This is a genomic window from Lentzea sp. JNUCC 0626 (assembly GCF_043632865.1).
Lineage (GTDB): Bacteria > Actinomycetota > Actinomycetes > Mycobacteriales > Pseudonocardiaceae > Lentzea.
The window spans coordinates 2,185,843-2,208,452 of the sequence record NZ_CP171635.1 but is presented as its reverse complement, the minus strand read 5'-3'; the positions used below and the strand labels follow the sequence as shown (position 1 = coordinate 2,208,452).

The following is a 22,610-nucleotide window of genomic DNA, read 5'->3' as shown; positions in this document are numbered from 1 at the left end:
AGCGAGCGCCACCGTGTGGTCGAATGGCGTGGTGCGCACGCCCGTTCGTCCCTTGTGGACTGTCCTCTCGCTGGTCGCGTTGCTCGCCGGATGCGCGGAAGGGCAGGGCGCCTCGCCTCCGGCGTCGACGGTGCCGCGGGCGGAGGTGAAGCTGCCGCCGTCGCCCGCCGTGCTCGACTACCAGCTGGGCACCGCGTACGTGCCACCCGCCGGCGTCACCCTAGTGGCGCGGGACAGCACGGCGTCACCCGCTCCCGGCGTGTTCAACGTCTGTTACGTCAACGGTTTCCAGACCCAGCCGCAGGATCGCGAGCTGTGGCTGAACCAGCGCAGGCACCTGATCCTCCAGGACTCCGGCGGCGAGCCGGTGATCGATCCGGAGTGGCCGGACGAGTTCCTGGTGGACACCTCGTCACCGTCCAACCGGGACGAACTGGCGCGGATCACCGGCGAGTCGATCACGCGGTGCGCGGAGCGGGGGTTCGGGGCCGTGGAGATCGACAACCTCGACTCGTACTCGCGGTCGGGCGACCGGCTCACGGTCGAGCACAACCTCGCCTACGCGGCGCTGCTGAGCGCGCGGGCCCACGAACGCGGCCTGCCGATCGGGCAGAAGAACTCGGCGGAGGTCAGCAGGCGCGCGCACGACGAGGTCGGGTTCGACTTCGCCGTCACCGAGGAGTGCCACGCGTTCAAGGAGTGCTCGTCGTACACGGAGGTCTACGGCGCGCACGTGATGGACGTCGAGTACACCGACAACCTGCGCGGCACGTTCGCCGATGTGTGTGCGGACGCCGCGACGCCGAAGACCACGACGTTGCGCGATCGGAAGCTGGTCGGGTCGGACAACGCGGACCACGTGTTCCAGCACTGCTGACGCGGTCCGGTGACCGCGCTCCGTGTGCCACCATGATCCGGTGAGCCTGCCGTTGCGGATCTTGCTCGGGCTTGCGCCGCAGCTCGCCCTGATCGGCGCTGTGGTGGTCGGGGCGGTGACCGCCTATCACGGCCGAGCCGACTCCGGGTTGTTCATCGGGTGTGTGGTCGTGGTGCTCGCGGCGATCCTGGGCTTCGTCTTCGCGCAGCTGGAGTTCTCGTTCGGGTGGCCGGCGGGGCTGTTGATGATCTTCGCGACCTTGGTCCTGGTGTTCTGCACCGCGTTCGGAGTCCGTGAACGCGTGCTGCACGACCGGGGGCGGGACGCGGACTGTCAGATCACCTCCTTCACCGAGGAGATGCTCGACGTCACGTCCTACAACTGGGTGTACGGCCTGTCCTGTCACGGCGACGGGCCGCCGGCCCTCACAGAGGCGAAATCCGGTGAGCCCCGCCAGGTGGGCAGTCGCGTCACGGTCCGCTACGACCCCGCCCAGACCTCCATCGTCTCGGCCGGCAGTGGTGGTGGCGACGGCCAGGGCCTGTTCGTCCTGGCCGGCCTCGCCGCGGCGGTGCTGCTGCTGGCCGGACTGGCCGCTGCCGTCCTCGACTGATCCGGCCACCTCACCAGGGCACGACCTTGTTCTGGTAGTCGAGGAACCGCAGGCCGGGGGTGCCGAGCTGGTCCAGCATGACGTTCACGAGCCTCGGGATGCTGTCCTCGATGGCGAGCGGGGCGTCCGGTCCGCCCAGGTCGGTGCGGATCCAGCCGGGTGCGGTGAGCAGCAGCGTGCGCTTCGGTTCGGGCTGGCGGGCCGCGTAGCTGCGCATGAGCTGGTTGAGGGCCGCCTTGCTGCTGCGGTAGATCTCGCGCTGTCCGCGCTCGTTGTTGGTGATGCTGCCCTGGCCGGACGACATGACGCCGAGCAGGCCGGTCGGGGTGACGAGGTCCTGCAGCGACTCGATCACGCGCATCGGGTTCAGCGCGTTGGTGAGCATGACGGTGGTGAAGTCCTCGTCGGTGACCTCGGCGATGGTGACGTCCTGGTCCTCGGTCGTGATGCCCGCGTTGACGAACAGGGCGTCCAGCTCGCGGCCGTCCAGGCGGCGGCGGAGTGAGGCGATCTGCGCGGGGTCGTTGATGTCGAGCGTTTCGATCTCCACGCCGCCGTTCTCGGCCAGCTCGTGGAGCCGGGTGCGGCCGCTGTCCGGGCGGACGGTGCCGATGACGTGCCATCCCCTGAGGTGGAACTGTTCGGCGATGGCGTGTCCCAGGCCGCGTCCGGCGGCGACGATCAGGATCGTGGGGGAGGTGCGGGGAAGAGACAAGTCGGGCTCCTTCTGTCGGTGGCGTTCCAGGGTGCGCCGCAGGGAGGCGCTCCACTGCCCACAACCGCGTCTCTTCGTAAGATCACCACCATGAACGGGCCGTCGATCGCCGATTCCACCACTCTGGAACTGGAGGACATCAGAATCCTTCGTGCGCTGCAGATCGATCCGAGGATCAGCTTCGCGACGGTGGGGACCGTGCTGGGGCTGTCCGAACTCACCGTCGCGCGGCGCTACCGGCGAATGGTGCGGGCCGGGACGATCAGGGTGATCGGCGTGGTCGACCCCGGCACGCTGGGGCAGAGCCGGTGGATGGTGCGCCTGCGGTGCCGGCCCGGGAGCGCCACGGCGATGGCCGAAGCGCTGGCGCAGCGGGACGACGTGAGTTGGGTGGCGCTGAGCGCCGCCGGTGCCGAGGTCACGTTCGCCGTGCGGTCGCGTTCGCAGGAACAGCGCGACGACCTGCTCGGTCACCGGCTTCCGCGCGCCGCGGCGGTGCTCGACCTCCAGGCCTCGGCGATCCTGCACCAGTTCGTCGGCGGCCGGGCGCACTACTGGGCCGCGCTCGCCGGAGCCCTGACGCCCGACCAGGAAACGGCGCTGGGATCTGCGGGAAGTCCGTTCGCGGAACGCCCTGTCGTGCGGCAGCCGCAGCAGTTGAGCGTGCAGGACGAGAAGCTGCTCGCCGCGCTCGCGGTCGACGGCAGGGCCAGTTTCGTGGACCTGGGTGCCGCGTCCGGTCTCACGCCCGGCCGCGCGACACGACGGTTGCACGCACTGGTCGACAGCGGGGTCGTGCACGTCGACGTGGAGATCACGCCGGAGGCGTTGGGGTACCGCACGCGGGCGAACCTGTGGCTGCGGGTGCATCCGAGCAAGATCAAGGAGGTCGGGCGGGCCACGGTGGAGATGCCCGAGGTGGGCTTCGCCGCCGCCGTCACCGGGCCGCACAACCTGCACGTCGTCGTGCAGTGCCGCGACGTCGACGCCCTCTTCGAGTTCACCACCGGTCGGCTCGGCGGGCTGCCCGGGGTGGAGACGATGGAGGTGAGTCCCGTGCTGCGGCAGCTCAAGCAGGCGGGCACGCGGGTGGACGGCGATCGCCTGGCGGCGGGTCGTCCAGGCGGCTGATCCGCGAGTTGAGGTAGCGCTGCTCGGGCAGGCCGGTCGCGAGCGCGGCCGCCCGGCGATAGCTGTCGAGCGCGCCGACGAGGTCGCCGCTCATCTCCAGCAGGTGGGCGCGCACGGCGTGGGTGCGGTGGTGCCGCCGCATCGCCGGGTCGTCGAGCAGCGGCCGGACCAGGGCGAGGCCGTCCACCGGGCCGATCGCCATGCCGACCGCGACCGCCTGGTTGAGCGTCACGACCGGGCTGGGCGCCACCCGCGCGAGCATCGCGTAGAGCAGACAGATCTGGCGCCAGTCGGTGCTCTCCCAGGTGATGGCTTCGGCGTGCACGGCGGCGACCGCGGCCTGGAGCTGGAACCTCCCGACGTGGCCGCGCGGGAGCACGCGCTCGAGGAGGCGCACCCCTTCCGCGATCTGTTCTTGGTTCCACCGCGAGCGGTCCTGCTCGGCGAGCGGCACCAGGCGTCCACCGTCGGTGCGCGCCGGGGTGCGGGCGTGGGTGAGCAGCATCAGCGCCAGGGCACCCGCGACCTCGTCGTGGTCGGGGATCACCGCGTGCAGCAGGCGGGTGAGGCGGATGGCCTCGTCGGCGAGCGTCGAGTCCACGAGCGCGTCACCGGTGGAGCGGGTGTGTCCCTCGGTGAACATGAGATGGCAGACGTCGAGCACGGCGGCGACGCGAGCGGGCAGCTCGGGTTCGGTGGGGAGCCCGAACTCCGCGCCCGCCGCTCGCAACGTCGCCCGCGTCCTGGTCAGGCGTTGTGTCATGGTGCGCTCGGGCACCAGATAGCCAGCGGCGATCTGGGCGGTGCTCAGGCCCGCGACGGCGTGCAGGGTCAGGGCGACCTGCGAGGAGCGGCTCAGGCTCGGGTGGCAGCACAGCAGCAACAACCGCAGTGTGTCGTCCCCGTCGTGCCGCTCGTCAGCCGCCGGTGCGAGTGGGGCGGGCTCCTGCGAGGCCACCGCTACTTCGCGGCCCGCTCTGGCGCCGTCCGAGCGCATCCTGTCGATCAGGCGCCGGGAAGCGACCCGGATCAGCCAGCCACGCGGGTTGTCGGGCACGCCGTCGCGCTCCCACTGCCGCGCCGCCGCTTCGGCCGCCTCCTGCGCCGCGTCCTCGCAGTCGCCCAGGTCGCCGTGCCTGCGCAGCAGAGCGGCGAGGACGTGCGGTGACTCGTGCCGCCACACGTCCTCGACCACTCGTGCGGTCACTGCTCGCCACCGCCGGGCCACATCGTGGGCCGCAGTTCGACGGTCTCGCCCGGACCGGCGAAGCGCGCCGCGATCTCCTCGGCACGGGCGTGGGTGTCCACGTCGATCAGGAAGAACCCCGCGAGGTGCTCCTTCGCCTCGGAGTACGGGCCGTCGGTGACCAGAGGCTTGCCGTCGTCCCACCGGTACAGCCGCGACGACTCGGGCGCCCCCAGCGCCTCGCCGGTGAGGAGTTCGCCCCGCTCGTGCAACTCGCCGAGCATCTTCTCGAACTCGGCGTTCAGCCGGTCCCGTTGCTCCTGCGGCATGTCCTGGTAGTCCGGCAGGTAGTCGGGGGTCGGGTGCCCCCACGGCTGCGGATTCGAGTGAATCATGATCACGTACTTCACCCTCGGCTCCTTCTCGAACGACGTCGTGGATGCGTCCGCGCGACCCATCCTCGCCCGGGACGTCGGAGCGGGCCGCGCCACGTCTACATCCGAGCTGTAGTCCGTGTCATGTAGACCTTGTATGCGGTTCGAATGAGAATCGGCTGCGATGGGGTCATGAGGCGTCGTCACGTTCGGCGTGGTGCTGCGGAGGGTGATCGATGAACGCGCGCACGTCGGCCGTGCGGACAAGTGCGCCGTTGCTGGTCGCGTTGGTGTTCCTGGTCGCGCTCAACCTCAGGCCCGCGCTGACGTCCCTCGGGCCGTTGCTGCCGCAGATCGGGGGAGAGGCAGGGCTTTCCGAAGGGGCGCAGGGGTTCCTGGGAGCGTTGCCGCTGCTGGCGTTCGCCGTGGTCTCGCCGCTGGTACAGCATCCCGCGCGGCGGTTCGGGGCCGAGCGCACGCTGCTGGTGGCGCTCGTCGTGCTCGCGATCGGCGCGGCGGCACGGGCCGTCGCCGGTGATGTCGGGCTGTGGGTCGGAACGGCCGTCGCGGGCTGTGCGATCGCGGTGGGCAACGTGCTGGTGCCGACCGTCGTCAAACGGGACTACCGCGACCACGTGTCGCTGGCCACCGGCGTCTACTCGGCCTGCATCACCGTCGGAGCCTCGGTCGCGTCCGCGGTCGCCGTTCCGCTCTCGCACGCCGCGGGCTGGCGCGGTGCGCTGGCGTTCTGGGCGATTCCGGCGCTCGTCGTCGCCGGGATCTGGGTGGTGCGCGCGTGGCGGGGCAGCCCGGCCGAGGTCGTCGTCGCGGGGCACGCGGCGGTGAGCGTGTGGAGGCAGCCGAACGCGTGGCTGGTCACGGCGTTCATGGGGCTCCAGTCCACGACGTTCTACGTCATGGTCACGTGGCTGCCCACCATCGAGATGTCCGAAGGGGTGCCGGCCGAGCAGGCCGGGCTCCACCTGTTCGTCTACCAGCTGGTCGGGGTCGGCGCGGGCCTGGCCATCCCCCGGCTGATGCGCCGGGGTGACGACCTGGTCAGGGCCGCGGTCACGGCCAGTGTCCCGATGGTTCTCGGCGTGGCCGGGCTGCTGGCGTTCCCGGCGTGGAACGTCGTGTGGGCGGTGATCGCGGGGGTCGGTTCCGGTGCGGCGCTGGTCGTCGCCCTCACGTTGATCAGCCTGCGCGGCCGGGGCCAGCACGGGACCACGCAGTTGTCCGGCATGGCCCAGTCGCTCGGGTACCTGCTCGCGGCGCTCGGCCCGGTGCTGGCCGGGTTCTTCGCCGAGCACACCGGGACGTGGACGGCGTCCCTCGTCATGGTCGGTGTGCTCGGCCTGGCCCAGGTCGGCGTCGCGGTGGCGGCCGGGCGCAGCAGGGATTAGATCTTGTCGTTGACCTTGATCTTGCCCTCGATGATCTGCGCCTTGTAGCCCTCGACGATGCCCTGCAACGTCGCGTCCACCTTGCCGCCGGACGTCGCGTACCCCATGCCGTTCGACTTGAGGTCGAACACCTTCGGCAGCGACGCGAGGTCGTTGCCGGCGGCCGCGTGGAAGAAGTCGTAGACGGCCACGTCGACGCGTTTGAGGCTGGACGCCGCGATGACGTCGCGGTTCGCGGCAAGTGCGGGCTGGTTGTACTGGTCGGCGTCGCAGCCGATCGCGAGCACACCCGACTGCTTCACCGCAGCGAACACGCCGATGCCGGACGCACCCGCTGCCGGGTAGAGGACGTCGGCGCCCTTGTCGATCAGGCCCTTCGCGGCCTCCTGGCCCTTGGGCGGGTCCTGGAAGCCGGTGAAGTCACCGGCGGGGGTGATGTACTTCTTGTCGACGGCGATCTTGGGTGCCGCGGTCTTCGCGCCCTGGACGTAGCCTGCCTCGAACTTCTGGATCAGCGGGATGTCGACGCCACCGACGAAGCCGATGTGGCACTTCTTGCTCTGGTACGCGGCGATGACGCCCGCGAGGAACGCGCCCTCCTGCTCGGCGAACACCAGCGGCGTGACGTTGGAGACGCCCTCGACGGCGGAGTCGACCAGGCCGAACTTGACGTTCGGGAACTCCGGCGCCACGACCTTCAGCGACTCGGTGTAGGCGAAGCCGACGCCGACGATCGGGTTGAAGCCCTCGCTCGCCAGTTGCCGCAGCCGCGTCTGCTTCGCGGTCTCGTCCTCGTTCGGCGCGGCGGACAGCTCGCGGGTGTTCTCCTTCTTCACGCCCATGTCGGCGATCGCCTTGTCGAACCCGGCGGCGGCGAGGTCGTTGAACGACGCGTCACCCCGGCCGCCGATGTCGTAGGCGAGGCCGATCTTCAACGCGCTGCCGTCGACCTTCTTGCTGTCGGTCGCGGCGGCCTGCGACGTGGTGGGCGCGGTGGGCGGCGTCGCGAACTCGCAGGCGCTCCCGGTTTGCGTGGTGGTCGTGCCACCGTTGTCCTTGGCGCACGCGCTCACCACCATGGTCAGCGCGATCGCGGCAACGGCGGTGCCACGGATACGACGGCGCACAGGTCCCCCTCTTGCTTTCGGCTCAGGAGCGGGACGGTACCTCGCGACTGTTTCGTTCTTGTTGAGCGTTCACCCAGTGAGATCCTTGCGGAACACCAGGAAGTCGCACGGGGTCGCGAGGTGCGGCACCAGGAACGGGTAGGCCTGCGCGAGGTCGTCCCGGCGTTGCTGCTGGTAGCCGAGGCGGGTGTACCAGGCGCGCAGGAACTCCTTGACCGGGTGCTGCCAGTCCTGCGGCACCAGCAGTTCCAGCTGCATCTCGGTCATCTGCTTGTCGCGCGCCCAGTTCTCGGCGAACTCGACGAGCCTCCGTCCGATGCCCGTGCCGCGTTCCTCGGGGGCGGCGACGAGCATGCCGAACTCGCCCGCGCCGTCGTCCAGCTCGTGGATCCGGACGGACCCGACGAGCCTGCCGTTGTCTCGCGCGATCGCGATCTCACCGGCTGCGATGAGCCCGGCGACTTCTTCCGGGGTGGTGCGTTCGGCGCCGTCGAGCCAGATGCCCTTCTCGGCGTCGGCGTAGACGCGGTTGATCAGCGCGGCGATCTCCGCTGCCTGCGTCGTGTCGTCGGTGAACGTCACCACGGCGCGGGCTGGTTCGTCTGGGCCAGCTTGTCGGCGTGCTGGAGGACGCCGAGTTCGCGCAGCATCTTGTCCTTCTGCCTCGGGTCGTGCGCGACGTTCGACGCGTGCAACGCCTTGCGCAGCCGTGCCTTGCGCCACGGCGTGCCCTTGCCGGCCAGTGCGAGCTTCGCGGCCCGCAGCGCGGCCTTGTCCCTGGTGCGCGCGAGGGCGTCGCGGCCGTCGTCGCCGAGGCCCAGCAGCGAGAGGAACCGCTCCCGCACCTCACGGCCGATGCGCGCCCACGTCGTCGTGCGCTGCCGTGCGGCGCGGATTTCGATGCCGAGCGCGAGGTGCAGCATCACGAGGCCCAGCACCGGTCCGAGGAGCACACGTGCCGTACCCGCGATCGGTCCGGACAGGCTGAAGGCGGCGAACGCGGCGAAGGCCGTCAACGCCCACGCCACGAGCCTGGCCGGTCCCGGTCGTCCGTTCTGGCGCACGCCACCGCGCATCGCCCAGCCGCACGCGATGAGCGCCGCTTCCATGACGGAGAACAGCAGGACCCGTTCGACGACGTCGGTGATGCCGAGCCGCTGCTCGAAGAACCGCCACGACGTGTCGACGCTGACCCCGATGCTCATGAGCGCCACGAGGTAGAACCCCTTGGCACCGGCTGGTTTCGCCGGTTCGGGCGCGGTTTCGGGTTCGGGGGAGCGGTCGTCGGTGGGCTGCGCGTCCAGCTGCGCGATCAGTTCGGGCGTCAGCACGACCTGGCCCGCCGTGTCGGTGACGCCGTTGCGCGCACGCCACTCGTTCACGATCGGCGTCGCGTACGGCCTTCCCGGAACCTTCTGACCCTGACGGCTGAGCCACCGCCGGACGTCCTCGACCGAGGCGCCGTGCGGCATGTGCTCGAGCGCGTACTGGATCTGGGCCTTCTGGGTCTTTCGCCGACCTAACTCGACGCTGTGGTCGGTCAGGGTGCCGACCTCGTCCGTGGTCACTCGTGCTCTCCGTCCTCATCGATGGGCTTGCAGGGGGCACGCGGACCCGCCGGACCCTACCCGGCTACGAGGCGTGAACATCATCAGGTTTTCTCGTTGACACTGTCACGATGACAGTGTCACTATCTAGGGGTGTGGACGCTCGACGAGTTGCTGGACCGCGTCTCCGCCGCACTGACGGCGGAGTACTCGGGCGCGCCCAACGGCCGCGTCCGGGACGTTCCCGACCGGCGGGCCGTCCGCTGGTACGCGACGACGGGCCTGGTCGACAGACCGTCGGCGATGCGCGGCCGCACGGCCCTGTACGAGAAGCGCCACCTGCTCCAGTTGGTGGCGGTGAAGCGACTGCAGTCGGAGGGGAGGACGCTGGCGGACATCCAGCTGGAACTGACGGGCGCGACCGAGGCGACGCTGACGGCGATCGCCCGCGTGCCGGCGCACCTGCTCGACTCGGGTGACGCGGCACCGGCGCCGGACGTGGGTGGCTCGGCGTCGGCGGCGGAGGGTGTGCGGCCGAGGTTCTGGGCGGCACCCGCAGGGGCTCCCACCCTCGCCCAGCCCACCCTCGCCCAGCCCACCCTCGCCCAGCCCACCCTCGCCCAGCCCACCCCCGCCCAGCCCACCCCCGCCCAGCCCGCTCCCTCCGCCGCCGACACGCCTGCTCGCGCGCCCGCCTTGCCCTCGTCCGCCGCCGTTCCCGCGCTGCCGCCCCTCCTGACCGGCGTTCCCCTCCCCGGAGGTGCCGTTCTGCTCCTGCCCGCCACCCCGACCGAAGCCGACCGCGCCGACATCGCTGCCGCCGCCCAGCCACTGCTCGACCTCCTCGCCGCCCGCGGCCTGCTCACCGAAAGGGACCAGTCATGACCATCTCCGTCGCCCCGATGAAGGAAGCGGAAGCCGACCGCATCGGCAGGACGACCGAGGACGCGGGTCTCGGCGCGCTGCGCACCGACCGCGGCAACCTGCCGCTCGAACGCCTCGACGTGCGCACGCAGATCACCGGCCTGACCGGCCGCACGGTGCTGACGACCGGGTTCGTGAACACCTACGACACCGCGCTCGAAGCGACCTACGTGTTTCCGCTGCCGGACCGCGCCGCCGTGACCGGCATGAAGATGACCGCCGGCGATCGCACGGTCGTGGCCGACCTCCAGGAACGCGCGCAGGCCCGGCAGACCTACGACGACGCGATCGCGGCCGGTAAGCAGGCGTCGATCGTGGAGGAGGAGCGGCCGGACGTCTTCACCATGCGCGTCGGCAACATCCCGGCGGGCGAGCGGGTCACGGTCGAGTTGACCATGACCGGGCCGCTGGTGTTCGAGGACGGCGCGGGCACGTTCCGGTTCCCGCTGGTGGTGGCGCCGCGGTACGTGCCGGGCGAGCCGTTGCCGGGGCCGTCGGTCGGGGACGGGCACGCCCAGGACACCGATCTGGTGCCGGACGCGTCCCGGATCTCGCCGCCGGTGCTGCTGCCGGGCTTCCCGAACCCCGTGCGGCTCAGCATCGAGGTCGACGTCGACGCGGGCGGGCTGGAGCTGGGCGAGGTGCGGTCGAGTCTGCACACCGTCGTCACCGAGGGCAGCACCGTGTCGGTCACGCCGGGGGAGCGGGTCGACCGCGATTTCATCCTGAGGCTCGCCTACCAGGGCAACAGTTCCGCCGTCGTGTGCGTGCCGGACGCCGAGGGCGACGAAGGCACGTACCAGCTGACGGTGCTGCCGCCCGAGCCTGAGACGAAGACCCGGCCGCGTGACGTCGTGTTGCTGCTCGACCGGTCCGGCAGCATGGGCGGCTGGAAGATGGTCGCGGCGCGCAGGGCGGCGGCGCGGATCGTCGACACCCTCACGAACGACGACACGTTCGCCGTGCTGACGTTCGACCACACGATCGAACGGGCCGAGCTGGGTGGCGGGCTCGTCACGGGCACCGACCGGCACCGGTTCCGGGCGGTCGAGCACCTCGCGAAGGTGCAGGCGCGCGGCGGGACGGAGATGTTCGAGCCGCTGCGGCAGGGGCTGAGCCTGCTGTCCGACGTGGCGACGGGCCGGGACCCGGTGCTGGTGCTCGTGACGGACGGTCAGGTCGGCAACGAGGACCAGATGCTGCGCGACATCTCGTCGTTGATCAACAGGACGCGGATCCACGCCGTCGGCATCGACACGGCCGTCAACGCCGGGTTCCTCGGCAGGCTGGCCGCGGCCGGGGCCGGGCGGTGCGAGCTGGTCGAGAGCGAGGACCGGCTCGACGAGGCGATGACGCACATCCAGCGGCGGATCGGCGCGCCGGTCGTCACGGACGTCGTGGTGGAGCCCGGTTCCGACCTGCCGAAGCTGCCCACGGCGATCTACCCCGGCGTGCCGCTGGTGGCGTTCGGGCGGTACTCCGGCAAGCCCGCCGAGTTCAGCGTGCGGGGGAAGACGCGGGACGGGTCGGAGTGGCACGAGACGGTCGCGGTCACCGAGCACGCGGCGGAGGCGGTCCGGGCGCAGTGGGCGCGGGCGGCGTTGCGCGACCTGGAGGACCGGTACGCGACCGGCGACAGCACGGTGGAGCCGCAGATCGTTGCCACGTCGTTGAAGTACGGCGTGCTGTGCCGGTTCACCGCGTTCGTCGCGGTCGACGAGCGGGTGGTGTCGGACGGCACGGTGCACCGGGTGACCCAGCCGGTCGAACAGCCTGCGGGCTGGGAGACGCCGATGCCGGTGCGGAGCTTCGGCGGCGCCATGCCCGTTCCGCTCGCGGCTGCGGCGCCCGCTCCGTTCGCCCCAGGTCCGTTCGCGGCGGCTCCGGCGATGATGGACGGCATGCGTCCCGGTGGCGTCACCCGCTCCCGCAGGGCCGGCGGGCGCGGCGCGCCGAAGATGGCGGCTCCGCAGAGCATGCCGATGCCGGAGAGCACGCCGCCGACGCCTCCGCAGGACGACCTGCGGCTGGTCGTCGAGCGGGAGGTGCGGAGGCTGGAGACCGACGCGGCGCTGCCCGTGTGGGAACGCCGTGATCTGCTCGCCGACCTGGCCAGCCGCCTCGGCACGCTCTTCGCCTCCCGGCAGGGGGCGGAGTTCCAGCCGGTGCACGACCTGATCGCCGCGATCAACGCCGGTGGTGACACCGACGAGCTGTGGGCGCGGGCGGTCCGCGTGCTGGGCGAGTTCACCGGGTCGGAGAAGGTCGAACCGGAGCGCCGGCGCAGGTTCTGGCGCTGATCGGCCGATTGCCCGCGCCGGGGTGATGCCGGAACGCTCGGACGCGTGAGCGCGTTCGGGGAGTGGACGACAGCCGAGGGCCTGCCCGCGTTCGACTACCGGGCAGGCCCGACGCCGTGGGATCCGATCATCGACCCGCCGTCGACCACACACCGGCTGCACCTCGGCAACCGCCGCATCACCCTGGCGGCGGACGGCGACGGGCTCCTCGGTCTCTGGGACGAGCACCTCGGCGGCCGGTGGCTCGCCGAACGGACCGGCGGCGGGTACGGGAAACCGTTGTTCGGGCCCACTTTCGTCCGGTTCACGAGCGAGAACGGCACGCGCACGGTGCTGTGCCCGGAAGGCGATGTGCCGTGGGTGCTGATCAAGGTGACCGGTGCGGCCGAGGTGACCGAGGAATGGCTGGTGCGTCAGCGCGAGGTCGACCTCGAGTTCGGCCCCGTGCACGGCGACGCCCCACCGGACCTGGCCGTCGTGGCGCTGGAACACATCGGCGGCGAGCGGGTGGAAGCCACCGACGGGCCGTTGAAGATCACCGTGTCAGCAGGGACCACCGTGTGGTTCCGCTTCGGCCTCCTCGACGGCCCGGTTGACCCAGAAGCCTTGTACACCAACAGTCTCGCCGCGTTGCGGGAGCGGCTTCCGAGAGGCCGGACGCCCGAGATCAGCTGGCACGCGGCGTTGCTGACCGGTGGTGCGTGCGCGGACGGCGTGCTCGGTGGGCACACCCTGAACCAGGGCAGCGCGTACTCGTTCCGGCACGGTTTCAACGGCGCCGCAAGGGATCCGTTGCAGCACGCCCTGCCGTTGGTGCACTGCGAACCGGACCTCGCGCTGTCCGTGCTGCGCAACACGTGCGCCTGGGGCACTCCGGACGGCGACCTCCCGTACGCCCTCGACGGCCGCAAACAGCCGTGGACGCAGGTGTTCCGGCCGTCCGACCTGAACCTGTGGGCGCTCTGGCTCGCTGCCGAGCACGCCGCCGCGACCGGCGACCTCGACGCGTTCGAGCGGCCCGTCCCGTACCACCCGAGCCACGCCGCCGAACCCGTGCCGCTGGCCGAGAACCTGAGGCGCCAGTTCAGGTTCTTCGCCGATGTCGTGGGCACGGGCGAACACGGTCACGTCCGGATCCTCAACGCGGACTGGAACGACCTCGCCATCCGGGAGTCCGGAGTGGACAGAGAGGTGATGATCGAACGCGGCGAGTCGGTGCTGAACTCCGCGATGGCCGCCTGGGTGCTGCCGGTCTACGCGGGCCTCGCCGACCGCCTGGGCGACACCGCGACCGCTCAGGAGGCCCGCGAGCGTGCCGAAGCCCTCCGGATCCTCGTCGCGGATGAGTGGAACGGCAGGTGGTTCCGGCGCGCGCACGGCCCCGGCAGCGTCGTGGGCGACGACGACCTGTGGTTGGAGGTGCAGCCGTGGGCGATCCTGTGCGGCGCCGCGACCCCGGACCAGGCACGCAGCCTCCTCACGACGATCAACGACACCTGCCGGGCCGGTTCACCGCTGGGCGCGCGTCATCGTTGGCCGGTGGCCGAAGGCACGCAGGGACAGGTGTGGTCGTCGGTCAACATGACCCTGATCTGGGCGGCTTCCCGTTACGACCCGGAGCTGGCGTGGGACGAGTGGCACCGCATGACGCTGCACGCGCACACGGCCGCCTATCCGGACGTGTGGACGGGCACGCTGTCCGGCCCGGACTGCTACCTGGCGCCGGAGAGCGACCGTCCGGGCGAGACGTGGGCGTTGCCGGAGTCGGGCATCGCGATGCAGGCCTATCCGATCGCGAACCTGCACAGCCACTCCCAGCCGTTGCTCGCCTACCTGCGGTTGCTCGGCGTGGAGCCACTACCGGACGGAACCCTGACGCGTTCTGTACCCCGATCCGGTGAATGGGCGTGACGAAACGGCTGCTGCTGTGGTCTGCACCGGTGCAGGCCCCCGCACCAGCCCGAGGAGTTCCGTTGTCCAGCTGCCCCAGCCGAGTGGTCCCGTTGCGCACGCCGCTGTCCGAAGACGAGCGGCTGTTCCTCGTCGAGCAGACCGTGCTGTGCCACCCGGCCGTGCACAGCGTCGAGCTCACCTCCGGTGCGGAGATCCACGCTGAAGTGGTGGTGTGGCGGGGGAGTTCTCCTGAACGGACCGCTCACGACCTCGACGCCGCGCTCGCCGCCGTGCTGGCGGACGTGCCCGTGTGGGTCGAGATCACGGCCGTCGCGTACCGGCGCCGCTCCACCACGCTCCTCGCGGTTTACAAATAGGCGCCTATTGTCAAACTCGCTTTACGTGTCCTACCGTTCTGTCAACCTCCTGAGGAGTGTGGCATGAGCGACACGAAGGCAACGGTGCCCGTCGGCTCAACGGAGCAGTGGACGGACGGCAAGCGGTACCTGTGGCTGCTGGGACTGGTCGTGCCGTCCCTGGCGTTCCTGGCGATCGGGATGCACGCGGTCACGGGCTGGGGCGTGTGGTTCTGGATCGGCCCGATCGTGGTGCTGCTGATCGTCCCGGCGATCGACCTCTTCGCCGGGCTCGACCGCAGCAACCCGCCCGACGACGTGCTCGAACGGCTGGAGAACGACCGCTACTACCGCTGGGTCACGTACCTGTTCCTGCCGATCCAGTACGTCGGGTTCGTGTTCGCGTTCTGGCTGATCGCGCGCGGCGACCTGAGCGTCGTCGACAAGATCGGGCTCGCGGTGTCGATCGGCTGCATCGGCGGCATCGGCATCAACACCGCGCACGAGCTGGGGCACAAGAAGGAGAGCCACGAGCGGTGGCTGTCGAAGATCGCGCTCGCGCAGAGCTTCTACGGCCACTTCTACATCGAGCACAACCGCGGCCACCACGTGCGGGTCGCGACGCCGGAGGACCCGGCGAGCAGCCGCGTCGGCGAGAGCTTCTACCGGTTCTGGCCGCGCACGGTGTTCGGGTCGATCAGGTCGGCGTGGCGGCTCGAGGTGAAGCGCTACGGGCGGCGCGACCGGCACCCGTACCGGCTGGGCAACGACGTGCTCAACGCGTGGCTGATGTCGGCGGTGCTGTGGGCGGCGATGGTCGTGTGGCTCGGGCCGGGCATCGTGCCGTACCTGCTGGTCCAGGCCGTGATCGGGTTCTCGCTGCTCGAGGTCGTCAACTACATGGAGCACTACGGCATGTTGCGGCAGATGGTCGGCGCGCCCGGCCGCCGCCGGTACGAGCGGGTCGACCCCAGCCACAGCTGGAACTCCAACAACATCGCCACGAACGTGCTGCTCTACCACCTGCAGCGGCACAGCGACCACCACGCGAACCCGACCCGCCGCTACCAGACGTTGCGGGACTTCGCGGAGTCCCCGGTGCTGCCGACGGGCTACGCGGGCATGATCCTGCTGGCCCTGGTGCCGCCGGTGTGGCGACGCGTGATGGACCCGCGCGTGCAGGCGCACTTCGGCGGTGACATCGGCCGCGCCAACATCCAGCCGGGCAAGCGCGCGGCAGTTCTCGCCCGCTACGGCGGCACCGATGCCGGCGAGGCGCTGACCGACGACACGCGCGGCGACGCGACGGCCGGTGGCATGTGCCCGGGCTGCGGTTACGTCTACGACGAGAAGACGGGCGACCCCCGGGAGGGCTTCCCGGCCGGAACGCCGTGGGCCGACATCCCCGACACCTGGTGCTGCCCGGACTGCGGAGTCCGCGAGAAGATCGACTTCGTGGCGCCGGGCCGGGCGACGGCCGCTTAGGATCAGTGTCATGGCTTCTCCCGCGGCCGCCGGTCGCAGGCGTCCGATCATCGAGGCGGCACTCGAGATGACCGCCCGCGACGGCTGGGCCGCGGTCACCATGACGCGGCTCGCCGAGCAGGTCGGCGTCAGCAGGCAGACCGTCTACAACGAGATCGGCTCGAAGAACTCGCTGGCAGACGCGATGCTCGCGCACGAGCTCGACAGGTTCCTCACCGCGATCAGCGCCGCCTTCGAACGCCACCCGGCCGACCTGGTCGAGGCGATCCACGACGCCGTCCGCGACGTCCTCGACCTCGCGCGCGGCAACCTGCTGGTCCGCGCCATCGCCTCCGCGACCCACGGCGCCGACACCGAACTGGTCCCGCTGCTGACCACGCACTCCGAGACGTTGCTGACCGACGTGAAGGCGATGCTGGCCGTCCGGGTCGAGTCCTACGACACGGGCCTGGGCGCTGAGCAGGTCGAGGTGCTGATCGACCTCATGACCCGCACGGTGCTCAGCCACGTCGTGCAACCGACCGGCACGCCGGGTGCCACCGCCGACGGCCTCGCGTGGCTGGCGTCACGTGTGCTGGCGGCTCCGGCGAGGAAACCCCTGCGGTACGGCTGATTTCAAGGCGAGGAGATACACCGGTGAGCGCACTGCTCGGCGTGCTCGACACGGTCGCGGACCGCCTGGTCGTGCCCGGCTACTCGCGGTGGGGCCTGCTGCTCCGCCGCCGGGGCTGGGACGACCTGCCTCCGATGCGCGGCAAGCGGGCCGTCGTGACCGGCGCCGCGTCGGGCATCGGCAAGGCGGCGGCTGTGGGCTTGGCGCGCTTGGGCGCCGAGGTGATCCTGGTGGTGCGTGACGAGCTGAAGGGCGCGGCGGCCCGTGCCGACATCCTCGCTACCGTCCCTGGCGCGTCCGTCCAGGTCCGCCACTGCGACCTGTCGAGCCTGGCCTCCGTGCGCGAGTTCGCGTCGTCGCTGGAGTTCGACCGGGTGGACGTGCTGGTGCACAACGCGGGCGTTCTTCCTTCAGAACGCAAGGAGACCCCGGACGGACACGAGCTGACGTTCGCCACGCACGTGGTCGGCCCGCTGCTGCTGACCGACCTGCTGCGCCCCCAGTTGGCCGGCGGCCGCGTCATCTTCGTGTCGTCCGGCGGCATGTACACCCAGCGCCTGCCCGTCGACGACCCCGAGTACCGCTCCGGCACCTACCGTGGCGCGACCGCCTACGCCCGCACGAAACGCATGCAGGTCACCCTGGCGCCGCTGCTGACGTCCCGCTACGCCCAGGACGACATCGCGGTCCACGCCATGCACCCCGGCTGGGCCGACACACCGGGTGTCGCGAGCTCGTTGCCGGGCTTCCACCGCCTGACGAAGACGTTCCTGCGCACCCCGGAAGAGGGCGCGGACACGATCGTCTGGCTGGCGGCGACGAGTCAGCCGGCCGGACGCTTCTGGCACGACCGCCGCGAGCGTCCGACCCACCTGCTGCCCACGACCCGGTCCGAGGACGTGGTCGCCTTCTGGCAGTACTGCACGAGCGCGGCCGGGATCCTGCCTTAGAGCACGATCTTCTGGTACGGCTCGCGATCGAGGTCGTAGACCTCCAGCGTCACCTGCGTGGGCAACCCCTCGACGGGCTTGAGGTGGTCCCGCGCGATCCCGATGCTCACCCGCCCGACCTCCTGCTTGAGCTCGACCGGCCGCCCCGTCAGCAACCCGACCCGGATGTGGACCATGGCCGCCGGCGACCCGTCCCCGATCACGGACTCCTCGATGGCGCGGAACCGCGTCTTGAACGCCGCCACCTCCGCACTCACCAGCGGCCCGACGGTGCGGTGCAACGCGAGGGCGAAGGCGCGGCGGTCGAAGGCCTCGCTCAGTTCAGCGGAGTACTCGACGGTGATCTGTGGCATGCGCCCACGCTACCGGCGGCGGCCACGACGTCGCGGATCGTCGCGCACAGCAGATCATCATCTGGGATCGACGTCGTCGGCCGCACGTCGGTCGTGAGCAACGGCCGCAGCGCTAGTACGGCGCGGTGGGCGAGCGGCCCGAGCGAGACGAGATTCGAGATCTGCTCGATGTGGTCGTTGCCGAGGACCGGTGTCGCGTCGATCGCACGGCGGACGGCGGAGGCGAACGAGCGGCCGTTTTCCTCGGTGCCGGTGATGCGCCACAACGCGTGCCGCGCTTCGACGAGCTCCCAGTCGACGACGGTCGGATCGTGCAGGAACTCGTCCACTTCTCCGGTCAGCCGCCACCGCAGCAGCGCTTCCGCGCCGCGCACCGGCGGGTACTTCAGCGCGGTTGGCCGGGCGAGTTCGAGGGCTTCGTCGCAGTCCAGTGCGACGAGGGCCTTGACCGCGTGGAGCTCCGCCCTCGTACCGAGGAAGGACGCGATGTCCGGCAACGCCTCTCTGGCCGCCGGGCCCCAGTTCGCCAGCACCCGCAGGTAGTCGACCTGCTCGACGAGCAGGGGCGCCTCCATCAGCCGCCGCCGCACCGCCGGCAGCACTGTTTTGGGAGGCAACAGGAGGAGGGCTTCGATCACCCACGAGATCGGCGCGCTGACGGCTCGGGCGACCCCGAGGTCACCAGGTGTGTCCAGGAGATCGGCCATCAGGTCCGCGGCCTCGGGGGCTCCGATCCTGGCCAGCGCGACGTGCGCGGGCTGTGCCACCTCGGGCTCGTCCTCGCAGGCCGCGAGAAGGTCCTGCGTCCACGGCTCCGCTGCCTGGCCCGCGGAGGCGAGGATCTTCGCCGCCGAACTCCGCACCAGGGAGTCCTCATCGGACAGACGGCGGGCGATGTGCGGGAGCAGTGTCGGCACGGGGGAGCGCCAACGGTTCATCACCCCCGCTGCGGCTTTCATCGTCCACCGGCGTCGCACCGGATCTGGATGGTCCACCAGTGCGGCGCTCAACCGGGTGCGGCCGTCCCGGTCGTCGCCCAGCGCTTCCTCGGTCATCGCCATCATCACGGCGAAACTCCGCCGCCCGGGCCCGATGTCCTTCCACACCGTGAAGTCCGATGTGGACAGATAGGACACGGCCTCGTCGACGTGCCGCGGGTCCCGGCCGCCCAGTCCGCACCTTCGTGCGGCGAGGACGCCGGCGTACCGCAGCGTGCTGTCCTCGTGGTGCGGCAACGACGACAGCCAGTCGATCACGTCCGCCGGCCACTCGCTGTCCGTGTCGCGCAGCAGTCGTCCCGTCACCGTCACGTAGTTGAGGCGAGCCGCCGCGTCGGGCTCCACCCGGAACCGGGCGAGCAAGACCGAGGTGGTCTCGACAGGGGAGTGTTCCAGGGCGAACGCGGCAGCCCTGCGGACAACGGGATCGGGATCGTCCAGCAGGCCGAGCAGCCGGGACACAGCGCCCTGCCACTCCTCGGCCCAGACCGGGGCGACGAACTCGGGGCGTGCCAGGTGGGCCGTGTCAGCGAGCTGGTCGATGAGCCTGATCGCTTCGACCCGGAACGGGTGATCGGGGCTCACAGCCCACCGCAGGAGGAGGGGCAGCAGAGGCGGAATGTCGGCGTCGATCGCTCCGCTCCGGTGCTGCAGGTCACCGGACAACGAGCAGAACGCGTTTTGATCACCGGAATCGGCGAGAAGAACAACAGAATCCTGGATCATCCAGGCATCTTCTTTTCAGAGGGACCGCTGAAGAGCGATCATGTGCCGTCCACGCTACAACACCGGCTGGCCGGTGTGCGTGAGGATCAGGAACTCCGTGCTGAGCCGCTGCCGGAACCCGAGCTTCTCGTACAGCCTGATCGCGCCGGTGTTGGATGCCAGCACGTGCAGGAACGTCGTCTCGCCGCGCTCGCGGATGCCGTGTGCCACCGCCAGCAACAACCGGGTGCCGAGCGACTGGCCGCGGGCGTCCGGGTGCGTGCAGACGGCACTCACCTCGGCGTAGCCGGGCACGTGCAGCCGTTCGCCCGCCATCGCCACCAGCCTGCCCTCGCGGCGGATGCCGAGGTAGGTGCCCATTTCGATGGTGCGCGGCAGGAACGGGCCCGGCTTCGTGAGTTCGACCAGCGCCAGCATCTCCGGGACGTCGGCGGCGCCGAGCACTACCGCCTCGGGTTCGGGTGCGGCCGCGATGCCGTCGTCCACGAACTGCAGGAGCGGAAGGCGGGTGTCGACCTGCCAGTCGGACGGTGGTTCGTGGCCGGTCAGGACGGCGTGCGGGGCCAGGGCGGCTAGGTCGGCCCAGTCCGCGGGCGTGGGGGTCGACGGCAGGCCCGCGAACGGGGACATGTCCGGCGGGTACCGGACCGCGGAGCCCTTGGACTCGGCGAAGCGGGCGTGCGGGCCCGTGAGAGCCGAGTGGGTGGCGTTGTCCAAGGGGTTCACGTGAGGGGCTCCAGGAGTCGGCGGGGCTGGGTGATGAGGGCCGACACCGGATCCGGGTCGGTGTCGAAGACGGTGTAGCCGGGGCCCGGTTCGACGCTGGTCTCGGCGATCGGGACGACGCCGCCGCAGGCCTCGCAACGGTTCTGGGGGTCTAGAAGACCGCCGTCGGCCTCGTGCCGGAACGTGCGCTTGACGCCGCCGGGGGAGTAGTGGGCGTCGCCCCACGTCATCATCGCGCGCAGGATCGGCCAGAGCTGCAGGCCCTTGGCGGTGAGGCGGTACTCGCCGTCGACGTGGGCCAGGACGTCCTCCTGCACCAGGAACTTCAGGCGGTTGGTCAGGACGGCGCGCGGGATGCCGAGCTGCGTGGCGAAGTCGCCGAAGCGGGCCACGCCGAAGAAGGCGTCGCGCACGATCAGCAACGTCCACCGCTCGCCCACGATCTCGAGCGCTCGTGCCAGCGAGCAGTTGCGGTCCGCGTAGGTGCTGGGCAGTGCCATGGGTCCCACTGTAGTTCATTCACTGAACTGCCGTGCTACCGTCCGACTAGTTCAGTGAATGAACTCAATGCGAAACCCCTGAGAGGCCGCCATGTACCAGTTCCTGGTGTCGTTCACCGTCCAGCCCGAACACCGCGAGGACTTCGTGAAGGTCGCGCGCCGGACCGCCGAGGACTCGCTCGCGCACGAGCCCGGCTCGCTGCGGTTCGAGGTCATCGCGGACGAGAAGAACCCGGATCTCTTCTACCTCAACGAGGTCTACGCCGACGTCGAGGCGTTCCAGGCACACGCGGGCGGCCCGTACTTCGGCGCGTTCTTCGCCGAGGCGAGCGCGTACGCCGAGGGCCCGACGTGGCTCATGAAGGGCAACGTCGCATGACGGAGCGCAAGAGAACGGTCGGGTGGGCCGACCCGCGCCAGACCGCACAGGACGCGCGGGAACGAGCCGGACTGGACTTCCTGAAGGCCGTGGCCGCAGGCGAACTGCCCGCCCCGCCGATCGCCGAGGTGCTCGGCATGCGGCTGGTGTCGGTGGACAGCGGCTCGGTGGCGTTCACGCTGGACCCCGCCGAGTTCCACTACAACCCGATCGGTTCGGTGCACGGCGGCGTCTACGCGACGTTGCTCGACTCGGCGGCGGGGTGTGCCGTGCACTCAACGCTCCCGGCCGGCACCGGCTACACCAGCCTCGACCTCGCGATGCGGTTCGTCCGTCCGATCACGACGGACACCGGCACGGTCACGTGCGTCGGAACCGTTGTGCACCAGGGCAGGCGCACCGCCATCGCCGAGGCGCGGCTGGTCGACGGCGCGGGCAGGTTGCTCGCGACCGCCACTAGCACGTGCCTGATCCAGGAGGCGAAGCGTTGATCCTCGTCACGGGCGCCACCGGACGGCACGGCGGCACCGGCGCCCACGTGGTGCGGCGGCTGAAGGAAGAGGGCAGGGACGTCCGCGTCCTCGCCCGCACACACAGCGAGCGCACCGAAGCGCTGGAAGCCTTGGGCGCAGAGGTCGTCCTCGGCGATCTGCGCGACCGGCGCAGCATCGTGCCCGCGCTCGAAGGCGCCAGCCAGGCCTACTTCACCTACCCGATCGACGCCGGGGTGATCCCGGCGGCGGCCAACTTCGCCGCCGCCGCAAGGGGAACCGGCACGCGCGTGGTCGTGATGTCGATGGGACCGGCACACCCCGCCCACCCCAGTGAACGCGGCCGCGACCAGTGGCTGGCCGAAGAGATCCTCCAGTGGGCCGGGCTCGACGTGCTCGTGCTGCGGATCGCGGCCGCGTTCCACGAGAACGTCCCGGCGCTGCACGGGAGGTCCGTCGCGGAGGAGGGCGTGCTCCGCAACTGCTTCGGTGACGGCGGCGTCGCCTGGATCAACGGCCGGGACGCGGCGGAACTCGCCGTGGCCGCGCTGCTGCACCCCGAACGGTTCGAGGGCCCGATCTGCTACCCGCAGGGCGCGGAGGAGTTGAGCCACCACGAGATCGCCGCGATCCTGGCCGACCGCTACGGCAAGCCCGTCCGGTTCGAGCCGATCGAACCGGAGCAGTGGCGGCGGGAACTGGTCGCGCTGTCCACTGTGGAGGACGTGGTCAACCCGGACATGGCGGGCCACATCACCGAGGTGGCGGCGCGGGTGGCACAGCACGGCTCGACCATGGCCGCGGACGCGCAGGCGCTCAAGGCCCTGATCGGCCGGGAGCCCCTGACGTTCCGCGAGTACGTGCGCCTCATCTGATCAGCTGGTCCAAGGGGTGCGCGGCTCATTCGTTCGCATGATCCGCGCACCCCGGTCCGCTGCCT

The 22,610-nt window shown here is 70.7% G+C and carries 24 protein-coding genes; 14 read left to right on the top strand and 10 right to left on the bottom strand.

Annotated features, from left to right (window positions below; translation table 11 throughout):
- Window positions 1-31: 31 nt before the first annotated feature.
- Together JNUCC0626_RS09875 and JNUCC0626_RS09870 are read left to right on the top strand one after the other, a co-directional pair.
- Window positions 32-877 (top strand): endo alpha-1,4 polygalactosaminidase, encoded by an 846-nt coding sequence (locus JNUCC0626_RS09875; protein WP_394619383.1) that lies wholly within the window; start codon window positions 32-34, stop codon window positions 875-877.
- Between the two features lie 40 nt (window positions 878-917).
- Entirely contained in the window at window positions 918-1,490 is a 573-nt protein-coding gene (locus JNUCC0626_RS09870) for a hypothetical protein (protein ID WP_394619382.1), read from the top strand.
- A 10-nt stretch (window positions 1,491-1,500) separates the two neighbouring features.
- Here JNUCC0626_RS09870 and JNUCC0626_RS09865 read toward each other — a convergent pair whose 3' ends face one another.
- Window positions 1,501-2,205 (bottom strand): SDR family oxidoreductase, encoded by a 705-nt coding sequence (locus JNUCC0626_RS09865; protein WP_394619381.1) that lies wholly within the window; start codon window positions 2,203-2,205, stop codon window positions 1,501-1,503.
- A gap of 90 nt (window positions 2,206-2,295) precedes the next feature.
- Here JNUCC0626_RS09865 and JNUCC0626_RS09860 point away from each other — a divergent pair, with 90 nt between their 5' ends.
- Entirely contained in the window at window positions 2,296-3,336 is a 1,041-nt protein-coding gene (locus JNUCC0626_RS09860) for an Lrp/AsnC family transcriptional regulator (RefSeq protein ID WP_394619380.1), read from the top strand.
- On the opposite strand, the gene JNUCC0626_RS09855 is transcribed toward JNUCC0626_RS09860, so the two are convergent.
- Both JNUCC0626_RS09855 and JNUCC0626_RS09850 read right to left on the bottom strand, forming a co-directional pair.
- Window positions 3,275-4,543, bottom strand: a complete 1,269-nt coding sequence (locus tag JNUCC0626_RS09855) for an RNA polymerase sigma factor (protein ID WP_394619379.1) — start codon at window positions 4,541-4,543, stop codon at window positions 3,275-3,277. The genes JNUCC0626_RS09860 and JNUCC0626_RS09855 overlap by 62 nt on opposite strands.
- The gene (locus tag JNUCC0626_RS09850; protein ID WP_394619378.1) at window positions 4,540-4,932 is read right to left on the bottom strand and encodes a YciI family protein; all 393 of its coding nucleotides are present in this window, start codon (window positions 4,930-4,932) and stop codon (window positions 4,540-4,542) included. Before JNUCC0626_RS09850 ends, JNUCC0626_RS09855 begins: the two co-directional genes overlap by 4 nt.
- Before the next feature lie 200 nt (window positions 4,933-5,132).
- Here JNUCC0626_RS09850 and JNUCC0626_RS09845 point away from each other — a divergent pair, with 200 nt between their 5' ends.
- Window positions 5,133-6,302 (top strand): CynX/NimT family MFS transporter, encoded by a 1,170-nt coding sequence (locus JNUCC0626_RS09845; protein ID WP_394619377.1) that lies wholly within the window; start codon window positions 5,133-5,135, stop codon window positions 6,300-6,302.
- On the opposite strand, the gene JNUCC0626_RS09840 is transcribed toward JNUCC0626_RS09845, so the two are convergent.
- The 3 genes from JNUCC0626_RS09840 to JNUCC0626_RS09830 all read right to left on the bottom strand — a co-directional run bounded on the left by JNUCC0626_RS09840 (window position 6,299) and on the right by JNUCC0626_RS09830 (window position 8,997).
- Window positions 6,299-7,417, bottom strand: a complete 1,119-nt coding sequence (locus JNUCC0626_RS09840; RefSeq protein ID WP_394622002.1) for a BMP family lipoprotein — start codon at window positions 7,415-7,417, stop codon at window positions 6,299-6,301. The two genes, JNUCC0626_RS09845 and JNUCC0626_RS09840, sit on opposite strands and share 4 nt — an antisense overlap.
- Before the next feature lie 81 nt (window positions 7,418-7,498).
- The gene (locus tag JNUCC0626_RS09835; RefSeq protein WP_394619376.1) at window positions 7,499-8,011 is read right to left on the bottom strand and encodes a GNAT family N-acetyltransferase; all 513 of its coding nucleotides are present in this window, start codon (window positions 8,009-8,011) and stop codon (window positions 7,499-7,501) included.
- Window positions 8,008-8,997 carry a hypothetical protein gene (locus JNUCC0626_RS09830; protein ID WP_394619375.1) on the bottom strand — a complete coding sequence of 330 codons (990 nt, stop codon included), beginning with the start codon at window positions 8,995-8,997 and terminating at the stop codon, window positions 8,008-8,010. The genes JNUCC0626_RS09835 and JNUCC0626_RS09830 overlap by 4 nt, the downstream gene beginning before the upstream one ends.
- A gap of 132 nt (window positions 8,998-9,129) precedes the next feature.
- On the opposite strand from JNUCC0626_RS09830, the gene JNUCC0626_RS09825 reads away from it, so the two are divergent.
- From JNUCC0626_RS09825 to JNUCC0626_RS09795, 7 genes are all read left to right on the top strand, one after another.
- Window positions 9,130-9,861 carry a MerR family transcriptional regulator gene (locus JNUCC0626_RS09825; protein WP_394619374.1) on the top strand — a complete coding sequence of 244 codons (732 nt, stop codon included), beginning with the start codon at window positions 9,130-9,132 and terminating at the stop codon, window positions 9,859-9,861.
- Window positions 9,858-12,200: a VIT domain-containing protein gene (locus tag JNUCC0626_RS09820; RefSeq protein ID WP_394619373.1), complete on the top strand. Its 2,343-nt coding sequence runs from the start codon at window positions 9,858-9,860 to the stop codon at window positions 12,198-12,200. Before JNUCC0626_RS09825 ends, JNUCC0626_RS09820 begins: the two co-directional genes overlap by 4 nt.
- 45 nt (window positions 12,201-12,245) lie before the next feature.
- Window positions 12,246-14,111 (top strand): GH36-type glycosyl hydrolase domain-containing protein, encoded by a 1,866-nt coding sequence (locus JNUCC0626_RS09815; RefSeq protein WP_394619371.1) that lies wholly within the window; start codon window positions 12,246-12,248, stop codon window positions 14,109-14,111.
- The gene (locus JNUCC0626_RS09810) at window positions 14,108-14,470 is read left to right on the top strand and encodes a hypothetical protein (protein WP_394619370.1); all 363 of its coding nucleotides are present in this window, start codon (window positions 14,108-14,110) and stop codon (window positions 14,468-14,470) included. The genes JNUCC0626_RS09815 and JNUCC0626_RS09810 overlap by 4 nt, the downstream gene beginning before the upstream one ends.
- Before the next feature lie 63 nt (window positions 14,471-14,533).
- Complete coding sequence (locus JNUCC0626_RS09805; RefSeq protein WP_394619369.1) at window positions 14,534-15,934, top strand: fatty acid desaturase; 1,401 nt, start codon at window positions 14,534-14,536, stop codon at window positions 15,932-15,934.
- 10 nt (window positions 15,935-15,944) lie between these two features.
- Entirely contained in the window at window positions 15,945-16,547 is a 603-nt protein-coding gene (locus JNUCC0626_RS09800; protein ID WP_394619368.1) for a TetR/AcrR family transcriptional regulator, read from the top strand.
- Between the two features lie 23 nt (window positions 16,548-16,570).
- A complete protein-coding gene (locus JNUCC0626_RS09795; RefSeq protein WP_394619367.1) occupies window positions 16,571-17,497 on the top strand; it encodes an SDR family NAD(P)-dependent oxidoreductase in 927 nt (308 codons plus the stop codon).
- Here the strand turns inward: JNUCC0626_RS09795 and JNUCC0626_RS09790 are convergent.
- The 4 genes from JNUCC0626_RS09790 to JNUCC0626_RS09775 are packed head-to-tail and all read right to left on the bottom strand — an operon-like array spanning window position 17,494 to window position 20,800.
- Window positions 17,494-17,850 (bottom strand): 5-carboxymethyl-2-hydroxymuconate Delta-isomerase, encoded by a 357-nt coding sequence (locus JNUCC0626_RS09790; protein ID WP_394619366.1) that lies wholly within the window; start codon window positions 17,848-17,850, stop codon window positions 17,494-17,496. The two genes, JNUCC0626_RS09795 and JNUCC0626_RS09790, sit on opposite strands and share 4 nt — an antisense overlap.
- The gene (locus tag JNUCC0626_RS09785) at window positions 17,814-19,574 is read right to left on the bottom strand and encodes a HEAT repeat domain-containing protein (protein WP_394619365.1); all 1,761 of its coding nucleotides are present in this window, start codon (window positions 19,572-19,574) and stop codon (window positions 17,814-17,816) included. Before JNUCC0626_RS09785 ends, JNUCC0626_RS09790 begins: the two co-directional genes overlap by 37 nt.
- A 54-nt stretch (window positions 19,575-19,628) precedes the next feature.
- A complete protein-coding gene (locus JNUCC0626_RS09780) occupies window positions 19,629-20,300 on the bottom strand; it encodes a GNAT family N-acetyltransferase (protein ID WP_394619364.1) in 672 nt (223 codons plus the stop codon).
- Window positions 20,297-20,800 carry a winged helix-turn-helix transcriptional regulator gene (locus JNUCC0626_RS09775; protein ID WP_394619363.1) on the bottom strand — a complete coding sequence of 168 codons (504 nt, stop codon included), beginning with the start codon at window positions 20,798-20,800 and terminating at the stop codon, window positions 20,297-20,299. Before JNUCC0626_RS09775 ends, JNUCC0626_RS09780 begins: the two co-directional genes overlap by 4 nt.
- Before the next feature lie 91 nt (window positions 20,801-20,891).
- Between JNUCC0626_RS09775 and JNUCC0626_RS09770 the strand changes: the two genes are divergently transcribed.
- From JNUCC0626_RS09770 to JNUCC0626_RS09760, 3 genes are read left to right on the top strand one after another with little or no spacing between them, the layout of a single operon-like run.
- Window positions 20,892-21,179 carry a putative quinol monooxygenase gene (locus JNUCC0626_RS09770; protein ID WP_394619362.1) on the top strand — a complete coding sequence of 96 codons (288 nt, stop codon included), beginning with the start codon at window positions 20,892-20,894 and terminating at the stop codon, window positions 21,177-21,179.
- Window positions 21,176-21,670, top strand: coding sequence for a PaaI family thioesterase (locus JNUCC0626_RS09765; RefSeq protein ID WP_394619361.1), 495 nt, complete (start codon window positions 21,176-21,178; stop codon window positions 21,668-21,670). Before JNUCC0626_RS09770 ends, JNUCC0626_RS09765 begins: the two co-directional genes overlap by 4 nt.
- Entirely contained in the window at window positions 21,667-22,545 is an 879-nt protein-coding gene (locus JNUCC0626_RS09760; RefSeq protein WP_394619360.1) for an NmrA family NAD(P)-binding protein, read from the top strand. Before JNUCC0626_RS09765 ends, JNUCC0626_RS09760 begins: the two co-directional genes overlap by 4 nt.
- Window positions 22,546-22,610 lie beyond the last annotated feature (65 nt).